This is a genomic window from Paraclostridium sp. MRS3W1 (assembly GCF_032465715.1).
Lineage (GTDB): Bacteria > Bacillota > Clostridia > Peptostreptococcales > Peptostreptococcaceae > Paraclostridium > Paraclostridium dentum.
Map to the genome: position 1 here is coordinate 1 of NZ_JAWDJM010000149.1, position 23,237 is coordinate 23,237.

The window sequence follows — 23,237 nt, forward strand, 5'->3', positions numbered from 1 at the left end:
ATATTATATATATTAACATATATATGGGCAATACATGTTAATATCAAAAAAAGATAGCAATTGCTATCTCTCTTTGATTTATTCTTTAACAAGATCTGATATAGTTACAAATTCATATCCTTGTTTTTGTAACTCTGGAATTATACATTCTAAAGCTTTTATAGTTTGTGATTTATCATTTCTTATACTGTTGTAGTCATGAAGTAAAACTATACTACCATTTTTCGCATTTTTTTCTATTATGCTTATAATATTTCCAACTCCAGGGTTACTCCAATCTCTAGCATCAAAATCAGACCATAACACAACTTTCATATCTTTGGATTTCATTAAGTTAAATAAACTTTCATTTATTGCTCTATATGGAGGTCTAAACCAAGTTGGCTCCTTCCCTGTAACTTTTTTTATAATTTCTTGAGTTTTTATAATTTCATTATTAAGCTTTTCAGGTGAATTGTTGCATACATTTATATGCGTAAACGTATGATTCCCAATTTCATGCCCTTCATAAAATGCTCTTTTTACAATTTCAGGGTTCCACCCAACTTTTTGACCTACTACAAAAAATGTGGCTTTTGCATTATTTTTTTTAAGTATGTCTAGTATTTGTGGTGTAAAATCTTCATCAGGACCATCATCAAAGGTTAAAGCTATAACTTTTTTCTGATCACTACCTCTTTTAATTATTATATCTTCATACTTTTTTGATATATTATTTTTATTATTAAAAACTTCACTTTCACTTGACTTTGGCATATTAAATATACCTAATGCTAAAATTAAAAAGAATATAGGTATAATTAACTTCTTCATATTATCGCCTCTTTTCTAGTAGTCATCTCTCATATCTCTATTCATATCAACTAAATCTTTAACTTCTCGTGTAAATAAATTAGGTCCACTAAAATTATCTTTTATACTAACACTCTCTATATTATTTACTGGTCTTTCTTCTTTTTTAGCACAATCTACACATAATCTAGTTTCTGGAATAAAATCTAAACGATCTTCCTCTATACCTTTTTTGCAACTTTCACAAATTCCATAAGATCCATTTTTTATTTTATATAAAGCATTATCAATTTCATTTAGCTTAAATTTTTCATGATTAGTTAAACTATTTTGCATCTCTTGCATATATACTTCACTTCCTATATCTGCAAGATGATTATCATAACTTGAAAGCTCACCTGATGTGTACTTCTCACTTGTATGTTCAGTAGTATTTCCAAATACAGTGTTATCTTCCATTTCTGATACTAACGTTATTATATTATTTTTTTCTTCTAGTAACATCTTTTCATATTTTTTATTATTCATAATAATCCTCTACCTTCCTCTAAAATTATCTACCATATCTAAAAATTCAGCTATATATTCTCCTATAATAGGTAAGTTAACCCATTTAGATACAACATATAAAACTAAACCTGTAAGAAAACTGAATCCAATAGCTTGCCCAAAACCTTTTCCAATTCCTGCTATAAAGTTAATTGCAAACATTCGTCTTCTACTATCTGTTAAAATCATATAATCCATAATTCTACTTCTTTCAAACATGTATAGCAGACTGTCTATTCTATTATTTGCAATTTCTAGTGCTTTAACTAATGCGCTCGATTCATCATCCCCATGGATTCTTTTATCAATATCTTTCATACTCAATGCTTTAACTTCTTCTGTATATATTTCTTTTTCATTTTTTCTATTTCCTAATCTATATCGCTTCAAAACTTAACACGTCCTCTTCACATAGAAAAACTTTTTACAATTTTATTATTCCAACTTTTATATTTTAAATACAAGAATTTGCTTTACTAATAGTACTTAATTAATGTTTTATTGCACAAAAAAAGCCCTATTAAATAGGGCTTTCAATTTTAATTTTATAAAAATTTCTTTTCTATCAATCCAACTTTTTTATAAACTTTTCTTAGTGTTTTTCTAGCTTGATATTCTGCCTTTTGAGCACCTTTGGCATATATATCTTCTAAGTAATCCTTGTTTGACAGTAAATATTCATATTGGTCTTTTATAGGTTTTAAAGTTTCTACTATTACTTCAGCAACGTCATTTTTAAAATCTCCATATCCTTTACCTTCATACATAGCAACTACATCTTCTATAGATTTATTGTCTAGTTTTGAGTATATATCTAAAAGATTTTTTATACCTGGTTGCTCATCACTATATCTGACTACTCCAACAGAATCTGTTACACTTCTTTTTATTTTTCTTCTTATTGTATCAGCATCATCAACTAATAATATATATCCATTTTCATTTTCATCTGATTTACTCATTTTTTTAGTTGGTTCTTGTAAGCTCATTACTCTGGCTCCAGCTTTTGGTATATATGGTTCTGGAACTTTAAATGTAGGGCTATATCTGTTGTTAAATCTATTTGCTAAATCTCTAGCTAACTCTAGATGTTGTTTTTGATCTTCTCCAACTGGCACTAAATCTGTTTGATATAGTAATATGTCTGCGGCCATTAAAACTGGATAAGTAAACAATCCTGCATTTAAATTGGCTTCGCTTTTTTGAGATTTATCTTTAAACTGAGTCATTCTACTTAATTCACCCATATATGTCATTGTATTTAAAATCCACATTAACTCTGTATGACAACTAACATGTGACTGTATGAATATAGTATTTTTTTCTGGATCTAAACCACTTGCCATATATTGAGCTAATAACTGCATTGTGTTTGCTCTTAAGTTTTTAGCTTCTTGTGGAACTGTTATTGCATGTAAATCTACTACACTGTAATAGCAGTTATAATCTTCTTGTAATTCTTTCCAATTTTTTATAGCTCCAAGATAATTTCCTAATGTTAATTTACCTGATGGTTGAGCCCCACTAAATATTATTTTCTTTTCACTCATATTTAATGCCTCCTATAAATTTTTTAACATTCTAAGTACTATATCTTTTGAATTGTGAGCTGCTTGACCTACAAACTCTTCATATGTTACATCTGCACTTCCATCTGCTTTATCTGACATAGCTCTTATAACTACAAATGGAGTATGGTTCACATAGCATACATGTGCTATAGCAGCTCCTTCCATTTCTCCACAGTATCCGTTAAATTCTTTTACTAATTCATCTTTTAATTCCTTGTTGCTTATAAATATATCTCCACTTAAAACTCTACCTTTTAAAACTTTATGAGTTTTAACTTCTGCTTTTGATGATTCATAAGCCGCATTTATTAATTTTTCATCTGCTTTAAATATTGAATTATCCATTCTAGGTATCATACCTTTTTTATCACCAAATACAGTAGTGTCAAAGTCATGTTGTATCGCATCTGTAGATATAACTATATCATATACATCTAGTTCTTCATTTAATGCTCCTGCCACACCTGTATTAACAACTGCATCTACATTAAATTCACTTATTAATATTTGGGCACATAATGCAGCATTTACTTTACCTATTCCACATCTAACTAAAACAATATCTTTATTTTCTAATTTTCCTACATAAAATTTTAAACTAGCTTTTTCTATAGTTTCTTCTATGTCCATTATATCTCTTAATATATCTACTTCCTCATCCATTGCACCTATTATTCCTATTTTGTTCATTTCTAAATTCCTCCTATATGTTATCAATCTTTACTTTTTTATAATTAAAAAATCCGTCCTAAATAAATAGGACGGATATATTTTCCGCGGTACCACCTAAATTATATGCATTTTTATATGCATATCACTTAATAATTTCTGCTATAACGTGCAGTCACGATATCAGCTACTCTTTAAATTTCACCTAATTCCTCAAAGGTCCATTCATTAAATTTATTTATATTGAGTTCTCAGCTACCTCAATTCTCTGTATTAAATAAGAAATTTAATTACTAATCCTCTTCACTGGATTCTTGTATTATATTTTTATATTTATTTTATATGATATGTTTTAATCTACAAAAAGTCAACCATTTAAACTACATATTTTTTTCTACTACCTAATTTCCACAAAAAAAAATAAGCTATCTAATAAATAGATAGCAAGGATAAATAGTGTAGTTTTAGCGACATTTAAAAGCATCTTTTAAGCTTTTTGGAGCAAAACTAGACTATTTATCCGAAGCTTTATACTATTTATAGAAAGCTTATTTTCATTTTAAAATGGTAAATATATAAGTTTTAACGACCTTTAAATCTTCTTTTCAGCTTTGGGATCAAAACTTTTCTTTTTTATTCTTAATTGGGTATATTATAAGTTTTAGCGACTTTTAAAGCTTTTTTTTAGCTTTAGAAACAAAACTTATAATATACCCTAATCCTTATTTTCTTGTAACTTTTATACCTGTCATGTGGTCATTTAAGTTATGTTTTTCTATAGTTTCATCATCAACTCTATTTATGTTTAAAGCTAAAGTTTCTGATTTTATATATTCAGAGTATTCATTTATAGCATTTGCTATTTCATCATCTGAACAATAATCAATATCTATATTGTCTAAAACATCAAAGTCATTAGATTTTCTTAATTGTTGAACTTTAGATATAAATTCTCTAGCATATCCTTCGTTTATTAAAGTCTCATTTAAAGTTGTATCTAATATTACAAATAGGTTGTTTTCCATAGTAACATTAAATCCTTCTTTAGCTGATATATTTATTAATACATGATCTTTATTAAACTTAAATTCATCTCCGTCTATATCTACACTTATAGACTCTCCAGCTTCTAGCTTAGGTACAACTTCACTTGCATCAAGTTTATTTAATGCTCCAGCAAAGAATTTCATCTTAGCTCCAAGCACAGGTCCTAAAACTTTGAAGTTTGGTTTTAATGTAAAGTTCATATATTCTCCTAAATCTTTAGCAAATATAACTTCTTTAACATTAAGTTCTTCTTTTATTAAGTCAACAACATCACTTATAGTACCTTCATATTTTCCATCTACTAATACTTTTTGTATAGGTTGACGAACTTTTATTCTAGTAGCTTCTCTTGATGCTCTTCCTAATGTAACTAAGTTTTTAACTAAATCCATTTTTTCTTCTAGATTATTATTTATTAAATCTAAATTAGCTTTAGGATAAGTAGCTAAGTGAACTGAAGTTTCATTAGTTAAGTTTCTATATATTTCTTCTGCTATAAATGGTGTAAATGGAGCTATTAACTTGCAAAGCTCTGTTAATATCTCGTAAGTTGTATTATAAACTGATTTTTTATCTTCTGTTAATTCAGTTGCCCAGAATCTTCTTCTTGAACGTCTTATATACCAGTTAGATAAATCTTCATTTATAAATTCTTGAACCATTCTAACAGTTTTATTTAATTCAAATATCTCTAAGTTTTCTTCTACTTCTTTCTTTAAGTTGTTAAATTTAGATAATATCCATCTGTCTAATTCTGGTCTATCTTTATATTCAACGAAGAACTCTGATGGATTTATATTATCTGTATTTGCATATAATGTGAAGAAGTTATATACATTTTTCATAGTTCCTAAGAATTTACTTTGAACCTCTTTTAATCCATCTACATCAAATCTTGTTGGAGTCCATGGTGGAGATACATATAATAAATACCATCTTAATGCATCTGCTCCATATTGATCAAATAATTCAAAAGGATTTACTGTGTTTCCTCTTGATTTACTCATTTTCTTACCTTCTTTATCAAGTACCAAGTCATTAACTAAAACTCTCTTATATGGAGCTTTACCTGTAACAAAAGTAGATATAGCAAGTAATGAGTAGAACCATCCTCTAGTTTGATCTATACCTTCACATATAAAATCTGCTGGGAATAATTCATCAAAGTTTTCTTTATTTTCAAATGGGTAGTGATGTTGTGCAAATGGCATAGAACCACTATCAAACCAACAGTCTATAACGTCTGTTACTCTAGTCATAGTTCCTCCACACTTATCGCACTTAAAGTGTATGTCATCTACATATGGTCTGTGTAATTCTATAGTTTTTGGATCTATATCTTCTATAGCTTTTTTAGCTAGTTCTTCTCTTGATCCTACAGACTCCTTATGACCACATTCACACTTCCATACGTTTAATGGTGTTCCCCAATATCTACTTCTAGATATAGCCCAGTCATTTAAGTTTTCTAACCAGTTACCAAATCTTCCTTCTCCTACGAAACCTGGATACCATTCAACAGTTTTGTTATTTGCTATTAATTGGTCTTTTAGCTTAGTCATTTCTATATACCAGCTTGGTTTTGCATAGTATAAAAGTGGAGTTTGGCATCTCCAGCAGTGAGGATAGTTATGAGCTACCTTTTCTTTACTGAATAATTTATTTTCTCCGTGTAACCATTTTATAATTTCAACGTCTACACCATCTTCCATTACAAATTTACCTTCCCATGGAGTATTTGTAAACTTACCTGCTTCTGAAACTGGTTGTAACACTGGTAAATCGTATTTTCTTCCTAAGTTGTAGTCATCTTCACCAAATGCTGGTGCTGTATGAACTATTCCTGTACCATCTTCTGTTGTTACATAGTCTCCTAAAGTAACAAAGAATGCTTTTTTATCTGCTTCAACAAATGGCATTAATTGTTCATACTCAACGTACTCTAAATCTTTACCTTTTAACTCTTCTATAACTTCATAATCTTCTCCTAAAACTTTATTAGCTAAAGCTTTAGCAACATAGTATATTTCGTCATTTTGCTTAACTTTTATATAGTCTATTTCAGCACCTACTGTTAAAGCAACATTTGATGGTAATGTCCAAGGAGTTGTTGTCCATGCTAAGAAATATTCATTAGCATCTTTTCTCTTGAACTTAGCTATTACTGTATTATTTTTTATTTCTTTATATCCTTGTGCAACCTCATGTGATGCAAGACCTGTTCCACATCTTGGACAGTATGGAAGTATTTTATGACCTTCATATACATATCCTTCTTTGTTGAACTTATCTAATATCCACCATACAGACTCGATATAATTATTATCTAAAGTTATATACGGATTATCTAAGTCTATTTCATAAGCCATTCTTTCAGTCATGTCTCTCCATTGTTTTTCAAATGTGAAAACAGACTCTCTACACTTTTTATTGAATTTGTCTAATCCATAAGCTTCTATTTGTTGCTTATCAGATAAACCTAATTCTTTTTCTACTTGTATTTCTACTGGTAATCCATGTGTATCCCATCCTGCTTTTCTTTTTACTTGATATCCATTCATAGTTTTATATCTACAAACAGAGTCTTTTAAAGTTCTAGCTATAACGTGGTGTATTCCTGGGTTTCCATTTGCAGTTGGAGGCCCTTCATAGAATACAAAACTAGGATCATCTTTTCCTTTTTCTAAAGTTTTTTCTAACATATTTATGTCATTCCAGTAATCAGATACTTTAGCTTCAGCTTCTTTTACAGAAGAATCTACTAACGACTTAAATTTAGCCATTAAAATCCACCTTCCTTTAATTTTATTTTTTACACAAAAAAACCCGTCCCTGGAAAGGGACGAGTTATTACTCGCGTTACCACCCTAATTTTACAAATGTATATAATTAGCCTACATTTGTAACACTCTTTCAATATAACGGTATTTAACCGGCTCAGCTTAATAGATTTAATCGTTCAGCCTGCAGCTTAGGAGTGATCTTCATTTTTATAAATTTATTGGTTCTCAGCTTCTCCAACTCTCTGTAAAATTATCTAAAAACTACTCTCTCCATCATAGCATTTATTATAATATTAGTTTATATGTATGAAATTTTATAATAAATTGTTCAAATAGTCAATATATTTTTACTCTAAAGCATCTGATAATTCTTTTTGAAGCTCAGCTATTCTTTGAACTCCATTTTCATCTATGTCTGAGAAAATATCATCAACACTTCTAATTTCATCTTCTAATAATGATTTAAATTTATTTCTAAATATCTTGAACTCTTTAACTATAGAATCATATTCTTTTCTTATTTCAATAACTCTATTATTAGCTTGTCCTATTATTTGTCTTGATCTAAGTTCAGCCTCTTCAACTATTATCTTAGCTTTTTTATTCGCAGCACTACATGTATCCTCAGCTGCAGTTTGAGCAGTTATAAGTGTTGCCTTTAATGTTTCTTCTATGTTTTCAAACTTACTTACTTGTTCTTGGTACATTCTTATTTTGTCTTTTAATTCCAGGTTTTCTCTATATACGTTTTCGAAGTCTTCTTTTACTAAATCTAAAAATTCATCTACTTCATCTTCTCTATATCCACGTATACCTTTTTTAAATTCTTTATTTTCAATATCCACTGGAGTTAGCATGTATTCCCCTCCCTATATTATTAATTTTGCTTTTAATTTTATTTTTCCTTTTTTACTTATATCTCCTATATCGGCTATTATTACTCTACCTTTACCTCTTACTGATATAAGAGCATCCCGTTCTATAGTTTTTGATGTAGACATTATTTTTTCATAATCAACAAAAACTTTTTCTGCATTTATAAGCTTCAAACTTTCTTGTCTAGAAATATTGTATATCCCACTTATCAAGCAATCCAATCTTTGTGATGATACAGTTAATGATATTTCTTTGTATTTAGGTTTGGAATATGCTATATCATCTTCGGGAATTTCCTTTACCTTAACACTATTTCTAGCAACTTTGTCTAAATTCATAATAATAAAATCTGAGATATCTTTACTTACAATAACCTGACAAAAGTTATCATGTATATTTATATCCCCTATTTTTTCTCTTTTTATACCTAGACCCAATAAAGAACCTAAATAATCTTTATGCTTTATCTCTTTAAATTTAAAATTGCCCTCTATTTGTAACACTTTTATAGGTGATTGTACATCTTCATATTCCATATAATAAGGGAATATAGTAACAACTCTTCTTTCAGCTTCTTCAAAGCCTCCATCAACCCTATATTTTATATCGTCGAAACTATTTAATATTGATATAGAATTTTTTATTTCATAAGGATTTAAAAAATCAGTATACTTAATATCATAGCTTTTGATACAAGAATATGCTTTATCTATTACCTTAAACATCTTATTTTTTAAATCTATATCTTTAATATGATTTGTTAATGATACCTTGTCCATAATTTAACCTACTTCTAATATTTTAAAATATATTTATTATTAACATTCTTAAAAATTGAAGTACAAATAGCGCAATTATTGGAGAAAAATCTATTGGACCTTCAATATATCTAAACATAAAGTTTCTTATAGGCCCTTCTATAGGCTCTGTTAGCATACCTATAATATCATAGATTTTTGACTGTGTAGCTCCTGGAATCCATGACATTAATGCTCTTATTACAATCGCAAATTGAACTATGTCTGTTAAAACTAATAAAGAGTATTCTATCATTTCAATTCTTACTCCTTTTTATTTATTTATTTTGCCATGGGAAAAAAGCTTTACTTTCTAACTCTTTCTTCATGTTAGCATCTATATCTACATTATTAGGTGCTAATATAAATATTGCCTTAGATACTTTTTGTATACTTCCATCTAAAACATATACAGCTCCATTCATAAAGTCAAATATAGATTTACGAGTAACTGCATCATCTAAGTTTTCTAAATTAACTATTACAGCTCTTCTTTGTTTTAATTGATCAGCTATAGATGTAACCTCTTCATATTTCTTTGGTTCTACTATTACAACTTTCATTTGTCCTGCTGTATGTATATTTACTATTTTATTGCTTTTAGGTTGAGCTATAGATCCAACTCCATTACTTAAATCTTCTGATATCTCTACTTCTTCCTCAATCTCTTCTATCTCTTCATCCATAAACTCGTCTTCTACTTCATCTGTCATCCAATCTTTTATCTTACCTATGAAACCATTTCCCATTATTAACATCCTCCATTATATATATTCATTATTTTTTATTATAGTTTCTTTGTCCAAATATAGAAGTTCCAACTCTAACAAATGTTGCTCCTTCTTCAATAGCTATTTCAAAGTCATTGCTCATCCCCATAGATAGAGCTTCCATAGAAACATTATTTATATTTTCATGGTCTATTTTGTTAGCTAAATCTTTTAATCCCCTAAATACGGATTTTATTAAATTTTTATCATCTGTATTTGGAGCCATTGTCATAAGCCCCTTAACTCTTATATTTGGATAATTACTTGATATATTTTTTATAAAATCAATAGCATCTTCTTCAAGTATGCCGTGTTTACTTTCTTCCTTAGATATATTGACTTGTATTAAACAATTTATTTGTCTATCTATGCTTTGAGCTCGTTTTTGAATCTCATCACATAATGATAATCTATCTATAGAATGTATCATATATACTTTATCAATTATATATTTTACTTTATTAGTTTGCAAACTTCCAATAAGGTGCCATTTTACTCTATCACCTATTACTTCATATTTTCTAGCTAATTCTTGTGGCTTATTTTCGCCTACGTCAGTTACTCCACATTCTATAGCTTCATTAACTGCATCTATATCTACAGTCTTTGTTACAGCTATTAATTTAACTTCATCATTACTTCTATCGGAAGTTTTACAAGAATCATTAATTCTTTTTTCTATATTAATTAAATTAGATTTTATAGAGTTCATTTTATCACCTGCTTTTACTAATTTTTTTACCTCTTGGGTTTAATATCACTTCATCATAAATACTAATACTTTTTACTCCATTTATATGATTTTTGTAATAGTCAATAACTATATATTCTTCACTCTCATAAAAAGTTCCTTGTAATTCTACAAATTTCTCTTCTCCTGTTTCAGAAATTACGTAGACACCTTTTTTACCATCTACTTCTACAAATGCATCTTTAGGAACCTTTAAGCCTTCTGTTGACTTATATATTATATCAAATTCTTTTACTCTTGTATCGCAAATTTCCATATTTTGTTCGCTTATAGCTAATATCGCAATGTAGTCATTTCCATCCTTATATATATCATATACATTTGCATTTATTTTTTCAACGTCACTAGATAGAATTATTTTTTGTCCTACATTTAATTTTTTTGTTTCTTTTTCATTACAACTTATAGCTACATATTGCTTTAGATTGTTTACTATCCTTGCAACAGGTTCACCTTTTTTTACTTCTCCATCTTTTTTTATGTCTACATATTCTTCTTTTGCACTTTCTATATCTTCTTTTTTCACTTCTCCAATATTTTCTAAGTTAAATTTTTTCTCATTGTTATCAAACTTATATGAGATAATACCTGAGTTTTTAGCCTTAAATAATTGTGAGTTATCCTCAATTAAATTTGAAACTTTTTCTGCTTCATTTTCTTTATCTTGTAATGTCTTACTATTTAAATCACTTCCTATTATTTCATTTTTGTCTTTTAAAAGTTTAGATATTTTGTTTAAATCACTATCTATGTTTATATCTCCATCTAATAAATTGTTTTGTAAATTTAAACTCAGTTTTTTTATACCCTCATTTATGTTTTTTATATCCGATTTTACTATCTTTGTATTTCCTGATTCTATATCTGATATATCTTGTTTTAAATCTTTTAGCGTACTTACCGTTTTTTCATCTACATTACCATTGTAGATGTATGCTACTTCATCACCTTTTTTTATTTTATTACCTTCTTTAATACAGTATTTTACTTTTCCATCCATACTACTTTCCAATAAGTATTCATCTCTAATTACTAGTCCCTTTTTCTTGAAACTTTCTCGAACAACTTGATTTTCTAAAACCAAAGTATCTGCATTTTTTTTAATTATACCACTAAGTATATTTGATAATATATATATGCATATAAATATTAAAATCAACTTAGTATAATTAAATTTTAATTTTTTCAATATATATCCCCCTAAAAATAAATATAATACTATATTTATTTCTTCAATATAAATACAACTCCTCTTACTATTTTCAAAAACTTAAAAGGTGCATACCTAGATATGCACCTTTTTTAAGTTTATAAAATAATAGTTATTATATTTGAACAACCATCATTTATTATTTTTTGTAAAGTTTTTTGTATCTTAATTCTTACATCATCTGGCATCATATACAATTTACTTTGCAATTGATCTTTTACCAAATCATGTAATGATTTTCCAAACATATTGTATTCCCATATTTCATTTGGATTTTCTTCAAAACCTTTTAGTAAACTTTCTAACATCTCTTTACCTTGTTGCTCTGTTCCTACACCAGGAGAAATTTCTGTAGATATATCAGCTTTGATCATATGAATAGACCCAGCTTTTGCTCTTAATCTCACCCCATATTGTTTACCTTGTTTAACTATTTCAGGTACATCTAAAGTAAGTTCATCTATAGTAGGTGCTACTAATCCATACCCTTTCTCTCTTACATCAGTTAACGCTTGTTCTACCTTTTCATATTCTGTGTTAACTTTTGACAATCGAGTTACTAGGTTTAATAGTTCATATTCACCATCTATTTTAAATCCACTCTTCTCTTCTAAAACATTATAGAATAAGTCCTTTTTAGTTCCTAAATTTATACTTACTATACCTTCACCTAATTCTACATTGTCAACTTGAGTTTCATCTAAGAAATCTAAACTTTCAAATCCATCTATTATAGAATTCACATCTCTTATAACTCCAACCTCATTTATACTGTCTTTTATAGCACATATTATGTTATTTTTTATCCAATGATTTTTTTCTAATCCTTCTATCCATTTAGGGAAGTTTATATTTATTTCATTTATAGGGAAATCATATAATACATTTTCCATAACTTCTTCCACATCCTCTTCATCCATAGCCAAAACATTTAATGGTATTACAGGCTTATCATATTTTTCTTCTAGTTCTCTTTTTAATTCTAGAGTTGACTCAGCATATGGATCTAATGTGTTTAATACTATTACAAATGGTTTTTTAAGTTCTTTTAACTCATTTATTACTCTCTCTTCAGGTATAGAATATGATTTTCTATCTATTTCAGTAATACTTCCATCTGTAGTCATAACTATTCCTATTGTAGAATGGTCCCTTATAACTTTTTTTGTACCTATTTCAGCTGCTTTTTCAAAAGTCATAGCTTCATTAGACCATGGCGTAGATACTAATCTTTGTTTACCATCCTCTTCATGACCTAAAACTCCATCAACTATGTACCCAACGCAATCAACCATTCTAACTTTCATTGAAACATTTTCTCTAATCTTTATTTCTACACCATCAGCTGGAACAAATTTTGGTTCAACAGTCATAATTGTTTTTCCTGAACCACTTTGAGGTATTTCATCTTGTGTTCTTTCTCTTTTAAATTCATTTTCTATATTAGGTAAAACTAATAGTTCCATGAATTTTCTTATAAATGTAGATTTACCTGTTCTAACAGGTCCAACTACACCTACATATATATCCCCTTGAGTTCTTCTTGCTATGTCCTCATATATATTATTCATCTATAACCCTCCTGCATACAAATTCTTAATAAAGTATATTTTAATCTTCAGGTTAATATTACAAAAATAAAAAAAAACTAGATTTAATAATCTAGTTTTCTTTTACTACCTCTTCAACTTCATGTGTTTTGTTTCTCATCATTAACTCATCTACGACTTCATCTGGATTCGATCCATTGTGAAGAACTGAGTAAATAGCATTAGTTATAGGCATTTCTATGTTTAATTTTTTTGATACATCATAAGCAACTTCCGTTGCAGTTATTCCTTCTACTACCATTTTAACTTCTTTTAAAGTTTCTTCTAAACTTTTTCCTTGTCCTATAAGTATTCCAGCTCTTCTATTTCTACTATGCATGCTCGTACATGTAACAATTAGATCTCCTATTCCTGACAATCCAGAGAAAGTAGGTGATTCAGCTCCCATAGCAATCCCTAATCTACTTATTTCACGTATTCCTCTTGTCATAAGAGCTGCCTTGGCATTATCTCCATATCCTAATCCATCACATATACCTGCTCCAAATGCGATGATATTTTTCAATGCTCCACCTAATTCAACTCCAACAACATCCGGGTTTGTATATACTCTAAATTTAGGGCTCATAAACGTATCTTGGACTTTTTCCGCAGTACTTAATTTCTCAGATGCTACAACTACAGTTGTCGGTATATCTCTTGAAACTTCTTCTGCATGTGATGGTCCAGAAAGAACAACATATTCACATTCTGGTATTTCTTGTTCGCATACTTCAGAAAGTCTTAGTCCAGTTCCTTTCTCTAAACCTTTTGCAACATCAATTAATATTTGATTGCTTTTTACAAATGGCTTAATCTGCTTACAAATACTTCTTATAGCTTGAGAAGGTACCGCTAAAACTATCATTGAGCTATCTGTTACTGATTCCTCTATATTCGTTGTAACTTTAATATTTGTTGGTATGTTTACTCCTGGAAGATAATCTCTATTTTCTCTAGTTTCATTAATTAAACTACATTGGTCTTCATTTAAAGTCCACATAGAGACATCATAGCCTTTTTTCGCTACTACTAATGCTAATGCTGTTCCCCAACTTCCAGCTCCTAATACACAAATTTTTTCCATACAAACACCACCTAAATATACTTAAAGTATTATTTTTTTTCTCCTATTTTTCTTTCTGTTCCATTTAATAATCGTTTAATATTTTCTCTATGTTTAAAAATTACTGATGCTGATAAAAACAAAGTAACTACTAGTCCTTTATCATTTCCTATAAAAAACATTATTATAGGAGATGTACATATACTAAGTACTGACCCTAAAGAAACATATTTTGTCACGTATACAATTAGTATGAAAAATGCGAAACAACTTAAAGCTATCACAGGGTTTACAGCTATCATGGCTCCTAAAGAAGTAGCTACTCCTTTTCCACCCCTAAACCCTAGGTATATAGGCCAGTTATGACCTATTACAACAAATACAACTGCTATGTATGATGCTGTAGCTACATCTGTGTGGGCTATAGTGGCTATTACCTTTGCTATTAATACAGCTATTACACCTTTTAACAAATCTCCTACAAATGTCAGTATTCCAGCTTTTTTTCCTAATGTCCTAAGAACATTTGTAGATCCTGCATTTCCTGAACCTTGGGTTCTTATATCCACACCCATCATTCTTTTTGCTATTATATATGATGTCGATATACTTCCTATAAAGTACGATACTAAAATAATAATTAGGTAATTAATCATTTCTTCCCCCCTAATACCTATCTTCTTTTTTCTCTATAGTCAAACCATACAGGTGTACCTTCAAATCCAAAGTTTTCTCTTATCTTATTTTCAAGATATCTTTGATATGAGAAGTGAGTAAGTTGCTTATCATTTATAAATAATGTAAATTTAGGTGGTTGTGTTCCAGTTTGAGATCCATAGTATATCTTAAGTCTCTTACCTTTATCTGAAGGTGGTTGATTAAGAAGTACAGCTTCACCTATTACATCATTTAATGTTGATGTTGGAACTCTCTTAGCATGTTCTTCAGCTATATAAGTTACTGTTTCTAATATTTTGTTCATTCTTTGATTTGTTTTCGCAGATACAAATACTATAGGAGCATATGCCATGAACGGGAATTTTTCTCTTATAGTTTTTGTATATATGCTCATTGTTTTATCATTTTTTTCTATTAAGTCCCATTTATTTATTACAAATAAACAAGCCTTACCTTCATCATGTGCAATACCTGCTACTTTTGTATCTTGTTCTGTTACACCTTGTTCTGCATCTATTACAATAAGAACTACATCCGCTCTATCTACTGCACTCATGGCTCTTATTACACTGTATTTTTCTACATTTTCATATATTTTACTTTTTCTTCTAAGTCCTGCTGTGTCTATTAAAAGGAATTTATTATCTCCTTTTTCTAAATAAGTATCTATAGCATCTCTAGTTGTTCCAGCTATAGGACTTACTATAACTCTATCTTCTCCTAACATATTGTTTAATATAGAAGATTTTCCTGCATTAGGCTTACCTGTTATAGCAACTCTTATTATATCTTCGTCATACTCTGTATCTAATCCTTCTGGGAAGTTAGCTACAACTTCATCAAGTAAGTCTCCAAGTCCCATACTATTTGCACTAGATATTGCAAATGGAACCCCTAATCCTAACTCATAAAAATCATATACATTGTCAAATTGAGTTTGACTATCTATTTTGTTTACTACTAATATTACAGGTGTCTTAGTTTTTCTAAGCATTTGTGCTACTTCTTTATCTGCTGCTGTAAGACCTGCTTTACCATCAACAACAAACATTATAACGTGAGCCATATCCATAGCAAGCATAGCTTGATTTCTCATTTGAGATAATATTATATCATCACTATTTGGTTCTATCCCTCCAGTATCTACAAGTGTAAAATATTTGTTTAACCATTCTACCTCTGTAAATATTCTATCTCTTGTTACTCCTGGAGTATCTTCAACTATTGATATTCTTTTTCCTGCTAACTTATTAAATAAAGTTGATTTACCAACATTAGGTCTTCCAACTACTGCAACTACCGGTCTATTATCGTTCATAATAACCTCCCTCTCTATTTCAAAATCTTATCAACAAAGTCTTTACCTTCATTTAAGCAAGGTACAACTTCAATATTCATAGTATTTTGTAATTCTTCTAGTGTAATATTGTCTAAAAATATTTCTTCATCTGCTTTTAACATACTTCTTGGTATATATAAAGTTTGTCCTAAATCCTTGTCCTTTAACTGGTTTATTATATCTGTCGCTGTTATAAGCCCCGATACAGTTATAGTTTCTCCGAAGAAGTTATTTACTATCTTGTAAACCTCTATCTCTACTCCTGGGCATTTATTCATTATGCAACTCGCCATATTTTTTATAAATTCATATGCAGAGTGTCCCGTAGCTATAGAAATTTTCTTTTTAGAATTTATTTTTTCATCCGAAATAGTTTGTAGATAGTCATGAATTTCTCTTTCTAACTTACTTATCATACCTACTCCATTTTCGAATTGTATAAAGCCTTCATAATCGTCATACTCTAATAATTTTTTATTTGCCATTATATAAAACTCATCTGATAGGAATATAAATCTTGTTCCTAGTTCATTTAGATATTTTTCTTGTAATTCATGAACTAACTCTATAGTTTCTCCAGCAGTTTGTTCATTAAATATCTCTAAGTTTGGTAGATGGTCTCTGTGTTTAGTTATTCCTACCGGAACTGCTGCTGCACTATTTACATATGGATATAGCTTTGTTAAATCAGATACAGTTCTTTCTAATTCTGCTTTATCATTGTATCCTGGACATAAAACAATCTGACAATTCATTTGTATCTGAGCATCAGCCAATCTTTGCATTATTTCATAAAGCCTTCCAGCAAACTTATTTTTAATCATTTTTTGTCTAAGTTCTGGATTTGTAGTGTGAACAGATATATTAATAGGACTTATTCTATATCTAATTATATTATCTATATCTTCTTCACTCATATTTGTTAAAGTTACAAAGTTTCCTTGTAAAAATGACAATCTTGAGTCATCATCTTTAAAATAAAGTGTTTCTCTCATACCTTTTGGCAATTGATCTATAAAGCAAAATACACATTTATTTCTACAACTTTTAGCTTTATCTATTATAGGATTTGTAAATTCAATTCCTAAATCTTCATCATAATCTTTTTCTATTTCATACACATATATTTCATTGTTTTTCTTTTTTATTTCTACTTCTAAGTACTCATCACTTAGCAAGAATCTATATTCTATTATATCATGTATCGGTTGATCATTTATAGAAATTAACAAGTCTCCAACTTCTATTCCTAGTTCCCAAGCGATGCTATCTTTGTATACTTTACTGATTATATTATTTGTATTTTTCACATTGACTTCCATAAATTTCACCACTTTTCCTTTATAAGTACATCACATTATATTACCACGTTTTCTTTAAAATAGTCAATAAAAAGGTACCTTTAAAGGTACCTTTAATGCTTCACTACTATTAGAGTTCCATGATATACATCATGAACCATACCTCCCATAGTTTTAGATATTATTAAGCCTCTTTCTTGAAGTTCTTTTTCATCTTCTGCATAAAAAACAGGAATATTAGCCGATTTCATTTCTTTATTTGTAGTAATTATAGCTAATGTTACGTCAGTTATACCTACATTCATGTTCTACACTCCTTTTTGTTGTTTTATATTAAACCTCTTCAATGCCCAATTATTTCCTCTAGAGCTCTCAATTATAGGTGTACTTTTAACTGCTGCTATAAGCTGATTTATATCTTTCTCAATAGGTATATACGGCATTACTAAACTTTCATTTTTAGGATTTCTTCTCAAAAGCGGAACAAAGTCTGGTTCATCTGGAGTTCTCATTATTCCTAGTCTTGAGTAAGCTATATTAGCTATTGTCTGTCTTTGTCCTGGACTTAATATGATGCCACTATTTATGTAATTTCCATCTTTAGGTATTATTTCTACTGCTAGTCCATAATCTAAATATCGTTGTTTTGAAGAATCCAATCCTATATTGGAAATTACAACATCATTTACTTTTAAAAGCGGTCCGTCAAATGATATTTTTGCCGGAATAACCTCTGCTATAGCTCCTATACTTTCTCTTACAAACAGCTTTTTAAATATCAATGCCAATGCAAGCCCTGCTGCTGCCCCTAAGAAGATACTCCCTCCTTCTCCTACATAAAGCTCCGTCTTAGATAAATGGTACACCGCTGACGTCGTTAAAGCTGTAAGAATACAAGTATAACTTCTAACCTCATATGTTAGGGCAATTTCTTCAATAAACCCAGATCCACGTTTTACTAATAAAGCATCTTCCATATCTGTCAAAGACTTTCTCTTGCTATGTCTAACTTGTCTAAATTGACTAGCTGCAAGTGATAAAAATGTAATTGACGTATATGATTTTTGTATTAAAGCAGGAACTAGCATTGCTCCTAAAGCTGATCCTATAATAGCTAAAACAAGTTGTGATACTAACATATTTGGTTCTGTCGGGTATTGTTTTCGGTCTGTCTTTAAAGTTATAACCCTTGAAATAATCCCTATAACTATACCAATTATAAATATACTTTTCATTTACTCACCCCTTAATTTTGCTTGTTCTTATTTTTCTTTCTATATGCATTATTATTTCCTTTTGAACTATCTAATATAGGTGCACTTTTTATAGCTTCTACTGTTAAATCCACATCTCTAACTAATGGAATATATCCAAAGTTAACTGAATTATCTTTGGGATTTGTTCTGGCTATAGGTATAAATTCTGGCTCATCAACATCTCTATCTATTCCCATATGTAAATATACGTTATGTAGCATAGCTTGTTGTTGAGCTGGATCTCCTATTATCCCAGCAGATACCATATCTTTTGGAATAACTTTAAGCCCTATACCCTTTTCTAAATATTTTTGTTTTGATGTTTCTAGACCTATATTTGTTAAAACAACCCCACCTACTTTTAGCAATGCTCCGTCAAATTCTATAGGTACAACTTCTACATCTACAATATCCTCTAAACTCTTATTTGCTAGTATTTTTTTAAATATATATCCAACTACTCCAGTTGCCACAATTGATGATATAGTACAAATAATAAAGTTGACTTTGAATGTATTAAATACTGTTATAAATGCTATAGATGCTGCTAGTGATGAAAAAATACTAAGATAATTTCTAACCTCATAGTTTTTAGACACATCGTGAATATAAGTCATTCCTTTTCTAATTAATTCATTATCATCTATATTAGACAATGTTATTTCCTCTTCACTTGCTACTTCTTGAAACTGCTGGATCCCCACGGCTAAAAATGTAAGAGCTGCAAACTCTTTATCTAATAAAGCTGGGAATGCTACAGCTCCTAATGCTGATGCAATAAACGATAAAATAAGTTGTTCTATATAATCTTGAGGCTGAGTTGGTTGTTGTTTATTTACTATTCTTAAAACTATAAGTCTTGATAAAACTCCAAGTACTAAAGCTACCCCAAATGCACGCCTAAATAATGTAGCATCATCCATTTATTTCCCTCCTTTTATTTTTCACTATATTTATTGTGTGCAAAAATAAAAAAAAATTTCCTTAATTAAGGAAATTTTTTTTTGGTATTATAACTGTAAATTCAGTTCCTATATTTAATTCACTTTTTACACATATAGTTCCATTTAAAGATTTAACTATATGTTTTACTATAGCTAGCCCTAGCCCTGTACCACCTACATCTCTACTCCTAGCCTTATCAACTCTATAAAATCTCTCAAATACCCTGTCTTTATCTTCTTTAGATATTCCAATTCCATTATCTGAAACTTTTATAAATACCTCTTCATTACTTTCATATACACTGGTTTCTACAAAACCTCCATCAGGAGTATATTTTATAGCATTGTCTATTAAGTTTAAAAATATTTGTTTAATATAATCTCTATTAGAGTTTATAAAAATTTTCTCATCATCAAATTTATATTTTAATTCAATATTTTTTATCTTGGCAGAGTTAATCGTTAACTCATAAACTTCTTTAAATACATTTAGTACCTCTACATTTTCAGATGTTATAGTGTCTTTGTTTTCTATAAATGAAAGTAATAATATATCGTCTATAAGCCTTTTTAGTCTATCCGATTCTGTTTCAATTATTCCTAAGAATCTATCTCTCATATTTTTATCTATATTTTCATTTATTCTTAATGTTTCTACAAATCCACTTATAGATGTAAGAGGTGTCTTTAATTCATGAGTTACATTAGCAACAAAGTCACTTCTCATATTTTCTAACTTAACTCTTTCAGTTATGTTTTCTATGTTTATTATAGAACCAATGATAACATTATTGCTACTTTGAAGGTATATAGGGTCTAGCTTTATATTATATACTATGTCTTCATCATTGGTAATTTCTTTCATTTCAGTTTTCTTCGATCCTATAAATTTAGCAATTTCATTTAATATTTTATAGTCTTTTATAACGTGATGTATATTCTTACCTTCTATTATCTCAATTCCATCACTTTTTATTATTTTTTTTGCTTCTTCATTTATCAATAAAACATTTCCATTTATATCAATAGCTAAAATACCATGTGATATACTTTTTACAATAGATTTTAATTGTAAATTTTTATATTGAACTTCTTGAATCGTAATATCTATTGTATCAATCATATCATTAAAATTATCAACTAGTTGACCTAATTCACCTTTTGCTGATATGTTTATTTTTGCATGGAATTCTTTGTTGCTTATTTTTTTTGAAACAGCTATAAATTCTTGTAAGTAATTTCTTAAATTTATAGCATATCTTATTGAAATTATAGAAACTATAATTGATATTAAAACAATTAAAAAGTATATGCTTATATTATCCATGTTAAAACGCCCCTTAATCTATTTTATATCCTATTCCTCTAATAGTTTCTATATATTTTTCTTCTTCACTAGTTCCTTCTATTTTTTTTCTTAAATATCTTATATGAACATCTACAGTTCTAGTTTCTCCATAATATTCATATCCCCATATTTTATCTAATAAGTAGTTTCTTGATAAAACCTTTCCTTTGTTTTCTAGTAAAAGTCTTAAAAGTTCAAATTCTTTAAGTGTTAAATCTATCTTTTCAGTTCCTTTAATTACTTCATGCTTTTGTAAGTCTACTTTTAAATTTCCTATACTTAACACTGTTTTATCACTATTGTCATTATTTACATTATATCTTCTTAAAACAGAGTTACTTCTAGCTAATAACTCTTTTACACTAAATGGCTTTGTTATGTAATCATCAGCACCTGAATCTAAGCCTTCTACCTTGTCGTTTTCAATATTTTTAGCTGTTAGCATTATCACAGGTATATTTTTTAAATCTTTATCACTTCTAATTTTCTTTAAAAGGTCTATTCCACTTATATTTGGAAGCATCCAATCCAATAATATTAAGTCTGGCATTATCTCTTTAGCTTTTATAAATCCGTCAAATCCATCGTATGAGTAATGAACCTCATAATCCATAGTTTCTAAGTTAAATTTTAAAAGCTCTACAATATGCTTTTCATCATCTATAACTAACACTTTAGTTTTCATCTTAAGTTAGCCCCTCTCTACTTTACTTCAAGTATCATACCTAGCCTTTTTGTTGTTTGATTGTGTTTTCTATAGGAATGAAACTTGTCACTGTTACAACTAGTGCATATGTTTAAATTAACTATATTCTCTTTTTTTACACCACAACTTGTCAATATCAATTCATTTACTTTCCATAAATCTAGATAGTACTTGCTTTCTTTAATTATATAAAATTTTTCATCTCTATTTGTAATAATTGTGTTAAATTTTTCAATTAAATCTTTAGATACCTCATAACAACAAGGTCCAATTGAAGGTCCTAATACACAAACCAAATCTTCAGGGTTTGTTCCATACAGCTTTTCCATATTTTCAATAGATTTCTGAGTTATTTTTGAATATGTACCTCTCCATCCTGCATGACAAAGTGCTACAGCTTCCTTCTTAGGATCCACAATAGCCACAGGAACACAATCTGCAACAAAAACTAATAGTGGAGTTTTTTTCAAATTTGTAACTAAAGCATCTCCTTCTTTTATTTTCCCTATATCTTCTTTTTTTATTATGTTTACTATATCCGAGTGAGTTTGTTTATTATTTGTTAAGTTATCGAAATTCATATTTAACTCTTTACAAAGATTTTCTTTGTCAGACTTCGATGCCATATCAATATTTATATTGGAAAATGCTAAGTTTACAAAATCACACTTTTTATCAAATTCTTCAAATCTTATATAGTTTTTCATACTCAATCACCTTTTTTCTGTTAGTATATTTTTCAGCTCTTTAACAAATGTATTTATATCTTTAAATTGTCTATATACTGATGCAAATCTTACATACGCTACTTCATCTACATCTTTTAATTTATCCATTACCATCTCACCTATCTTTTTGCTTTCTATTTCTGATAAGTAAGCCTTGTTTATTTCATTTTCTATGTAATGTATTATTTCTTCAACTTGCTCTATTGAAACAGGCCTTTTTTCAGAAGACTTCAATATACCATTTTTTATTTTATTTCTATCAAAATATTCTCTACTATTATCTTTTTTTATAACCATAATAGGAGTTAATTCTATTTTTTCGTATGTAGTAAATCTCTTTTTACAAGATTCACACTCTCTTCGTCTTCTTATAGATTGACCATCTGTATGTCTTGAGTCTATTACCTTTGATTCTTTATAATTGCAGTAAGGACATAACAAAGCCTATCCCTCCTTTTTTCTTATGT

Annotated in this window: 23 protein-coding genes, 1 pseudogene and 2 other annotated features; all 24 genes and pseudogenes read right to left on the reverse strand. The window is 28.8% G+C overall.

Annotated features, from left to right (window positions below; genetic code table 11):
- Positions 1-78 precede the first annotated feature (78 nt).
- Positions 79-813, reverse strand: coding sequence for a polysaccharide deacetylase family protein (locus tag RWY47_RS11810; protein WP_224170848.1), 735 nt, complete (start codon positions 811-813; stop codon positions 79-81).
- 15 nt (positions 814-828) lie between these two features.
- Positions 829-1,320: a TraR/DksA C4-type zinc finger protein gene (locus RWY47_RS11815; protein WP_150843303.1), complete on the reverse strand. Its 492-nt coding sequence runs from the start codon at positions 1,318-1,320 to the stop codon at positions 829-831.
- Positions 1,321-1,329: 9 nt separating this feature from the next.
- Positions 1,330-1,731, reverse strand: coding sequence for a DUF5665 domain-containing protein (locus RWY47_RS11820; protein ID WP_150843304.1), 402 nt, complete (start codon positions 1,729-1,731; stop codon positions 1,330-1,332).
- A gap of 155 nt (positions 1,732-1,886) precedes the next feature.
- Positions 1,887-2,891 (reverse strand): tryptophan--tRNA ligase, encoded by a 1,005-nt coding sequence (gene trpS, locus RWY47_RS11825; RefSeq protein ID WP_021430009.1) that lies wholly within the window; start codon positions 2,889-2,891, stop codon positions 1,887-1,889.
- Between the two features lie 12 nt (positions 2,892-2,903).
- Entirely contained in the window at positions 2,904-3,602 is a 699-nt protein-coding gene (locus tag RWY47_RS11830; RefSeq protein WP_053832620.1) for a 5'-methylthioadenosine/adenosylhomocysteine nucleosidase, read from the reverse strand.
- A 64-nt stretch (positions 3,603-3,666) separates the two neighbouring features.
- Positions 3,667-3,897: a binding site (T-box leader), on the reverse strand.
- 406 nt (positions 3,898-4,303) lie between these two features.
- Entirely contained in the window at positions 4,304-7,411 is a 3,108-nt protein-coding gene (gene ileS, locus RWY47_RS11835) for an isoleucine--tRNA ligase (RefSeq protein ID WP_150843306.1), read from the reverse strand.
- A 52-nt stretch (positions 7,412-7,463) separates the two neighbouring features.
- Positions 7,464-7,697, reverse strand: a binding site (T-box leader).
- A gap of 61 nt (positions 7,698-7,758) precedes the next feature.
- Positions 7,759-8,268, reverse strand: coding sequence for a DivIVA domain-containing protein (locus tag RWY47_RS11840; protein ID WP_021430014.1), 510 nt, complete (start codon positions 8,266-8,268; stop codon positions 7,759-7,761).
- A 12-nt stretch (positions 8,269-8,280) separates the two neighbouring features.
- Positions 8,281-9,066 carry a YlmH family RNA-binding protein gene (locus RWY47_RS11845; protein ID WP_025162244.1) on the reverse strand — a complete coding sequence of 262 codons (786 nt, stop codon included), beginning with the start codon at positions 9,064-9,066 and terminating at the stop codon, positions 8,281-8,283.
- Between the two features lie 22 nt (positions 9,067-9,088).
- Positions 9,089-9,340, reverse strand: a complete 252-nt coding sequence (locus RWY47_RS11850) for a YggT family protein (RefSeq protein ID WP_021429989.1) — start codon at positions 9,338-9,340, stop codon at positions 9,089-9,091.
- Positions 9,341-9,362: 22 nt separating this feature from the next.
- A complete protein-coding gene (locus RWY47_RS11855; protein WP_021430031.1) occupies positions 9,363-9,833 on the reverse strand; it encodes a cell division protein SepF in 471 nt (156 codons plus the stop codon).
- 28 nt (positions 9,834-9,861) lie between these two features.
- On the reverse strand, positions 9,862-10,566 hold the full coding sequence (locus RWY47_RS11860) for a YggS family pyridoxal phosphate-dependent enzyme (RefSeq protein WP_025162242.1): 705 nt from the start codon (positions 10,564-10,566) through the stop codon (positions 9,862-9,864).
- A 4-nt stretch (positions 10,567-10,570) separates the two neighbouring features.
- Positions 10,571-11,860 (reverse strand): annotated as a pseudogene (locus RWY47_RS11865) (HlyD family efflux transporter periplasmic adaptor subunit); the annotation flags it as partial.
- Positions 11,861-11,913: 53 nt separating this feature from the next.
- Positions 11,914-13,386 (reverse strand): stage IV sporulation protein A, encoded by a 1,473-nt coding sequence (spoIVA, locus tag RWY47_RS11870; RefSeq protein WP_150843308.1) that lies wholly within the window; start codon positions 13,384-13,386, stop codon positions 11,914-11,916.
- Positions 13,387-13,477: 91 nt separating this feature from the next.
- Complete coding sequence (locus RWY47_RS11875) at positions 13,478-14,491, reverse strand: NAD(P)H-dependent glycerol-3-phosphate dehydrogenase (protein WP_021430033.1); 1,014 nt, start codon at positions 14,489-14,491, stop codon at positions 13,478-13,480.
- A 29-nt stretch (positions 14,492-14,520) separates the two neighbouring features.
- Complete coding sequence (gene plsY, locus RWY47_RS11880) at positions 14,521-15,126, reverse strand: glycerol-3-phosphate 1-O-acyltransferase PlsY (RefSeq protein WP_021430032.1); 606 nt, start codon at positions 15,124-15,126, stop codon at positions 14,521-14,523.
- 17 nt (positions 15,127-15,143) lie between these two features.
- Positions 15,144-16,466, reverse strand: a complete 1,323-nt coding sequence (gene der / locus RWY47_RS11885) for a ribosome biogenesis GTPase Der (RefSeq protein ID WP_021430122.1) — start codon at positions 16,464-16,466, stop codon at positions 15,144-15,146.
- 14 nt (positions 16,467-16,480) lie between these two features.
- Positions 16,481-17,809 carry a DUF512 domain-containing protein gene (locus RWY47_RS11890; protein WP_150843309.1) on the reverse strand — a complete coding sequence of 443 codons (1,329 nt, stop codon included), beginning with the start codon at positions 17,807-17,809 and terminating at the stop codon, positions 16,481-16,483.
- Positions 17,810-17,901: 92 nt separating this feature from the next.
- A complete protein-coding gene (locus RWY47_RS11895) occupies positions 17,902-18,093 on the reverse strand; it encodes a capping complex subunit for YIEGIA (RefSeq protein WP_021429980.1) in 192 nt (63 codons plus the stop codon).
- Between the two features lie 3 nt (positions 18,094-18,096).
- A complete protein-coding gene (locus RWY47_RS11900) occupies positions 18,097-19,023 on the reverse strand; it encodes a YIEGIA domain-containing protein (protein WP_224170847.1) in 927 nt (308 codons plus the stop codon).
- Between the two features lie 11 nt (positions 19,024-19,034).
- Entirely contained in the window at positions 19,035-19,967 is a 933-nt protein-coding gene (locus RWY47_RS11905; protein WP_150843310.1) for a YIEGIA domain-containing protein, read from the reverse strand.
- 61 nt (positions 19,968-20,028) lie between these two features.
- Positions 20,029-21,315: a HAMP domain-containing sensor histidine kinase gene (locus tag RWY47_RS11910; protein ID WP_168930348.1), complete on the reverse strand. Its 1,287-nt coding sequence runs from the start codon at positions 21,313-21,315 to the stop codon at positions 20,029-20,031.
- 13 nt (positions 21,316-21,328) lie between these two features.
- Entirely contained in the window at positions 21,329-22,021 is a 693-nt protein-coding gene (locus tag RWY47_RS11915; RefSeq protein ID WP_021433875.1) for a winged helix-turn-helix domain-containing protein, read from the reverse strand.
- 17 nt (positions 22,022-22,038) lie between these two features.
- Positions 22,039-22,749, reverse strand: a complete 711-nt coding sequence (gene pgeF, locus RWY47_RS11920) for a peptidoglycan editing factor PgeF (RefSeq protein ID WP_150843311.1) — start codon at positions 22,747-22,749, stop codon at positions 22,039-22,041.
- Between the two features lie 6 nt (positions 22,750-22,755).
- The gene (gene nrdR, locus RWY47_RS11925; RefSeq protein ID WP_021430012.1) at positions 22,756-23,211 is read right to left on the reverse strand and encodes a transcriptional regulator NrdR; all 456 of its coding nucleotides are present in this window, start codon (positions 23,209-23,211) and stop codon (positions 22,756-22,758) included.
- Positions 23,212-23,237: the final 26 nt, after the last annotated feature.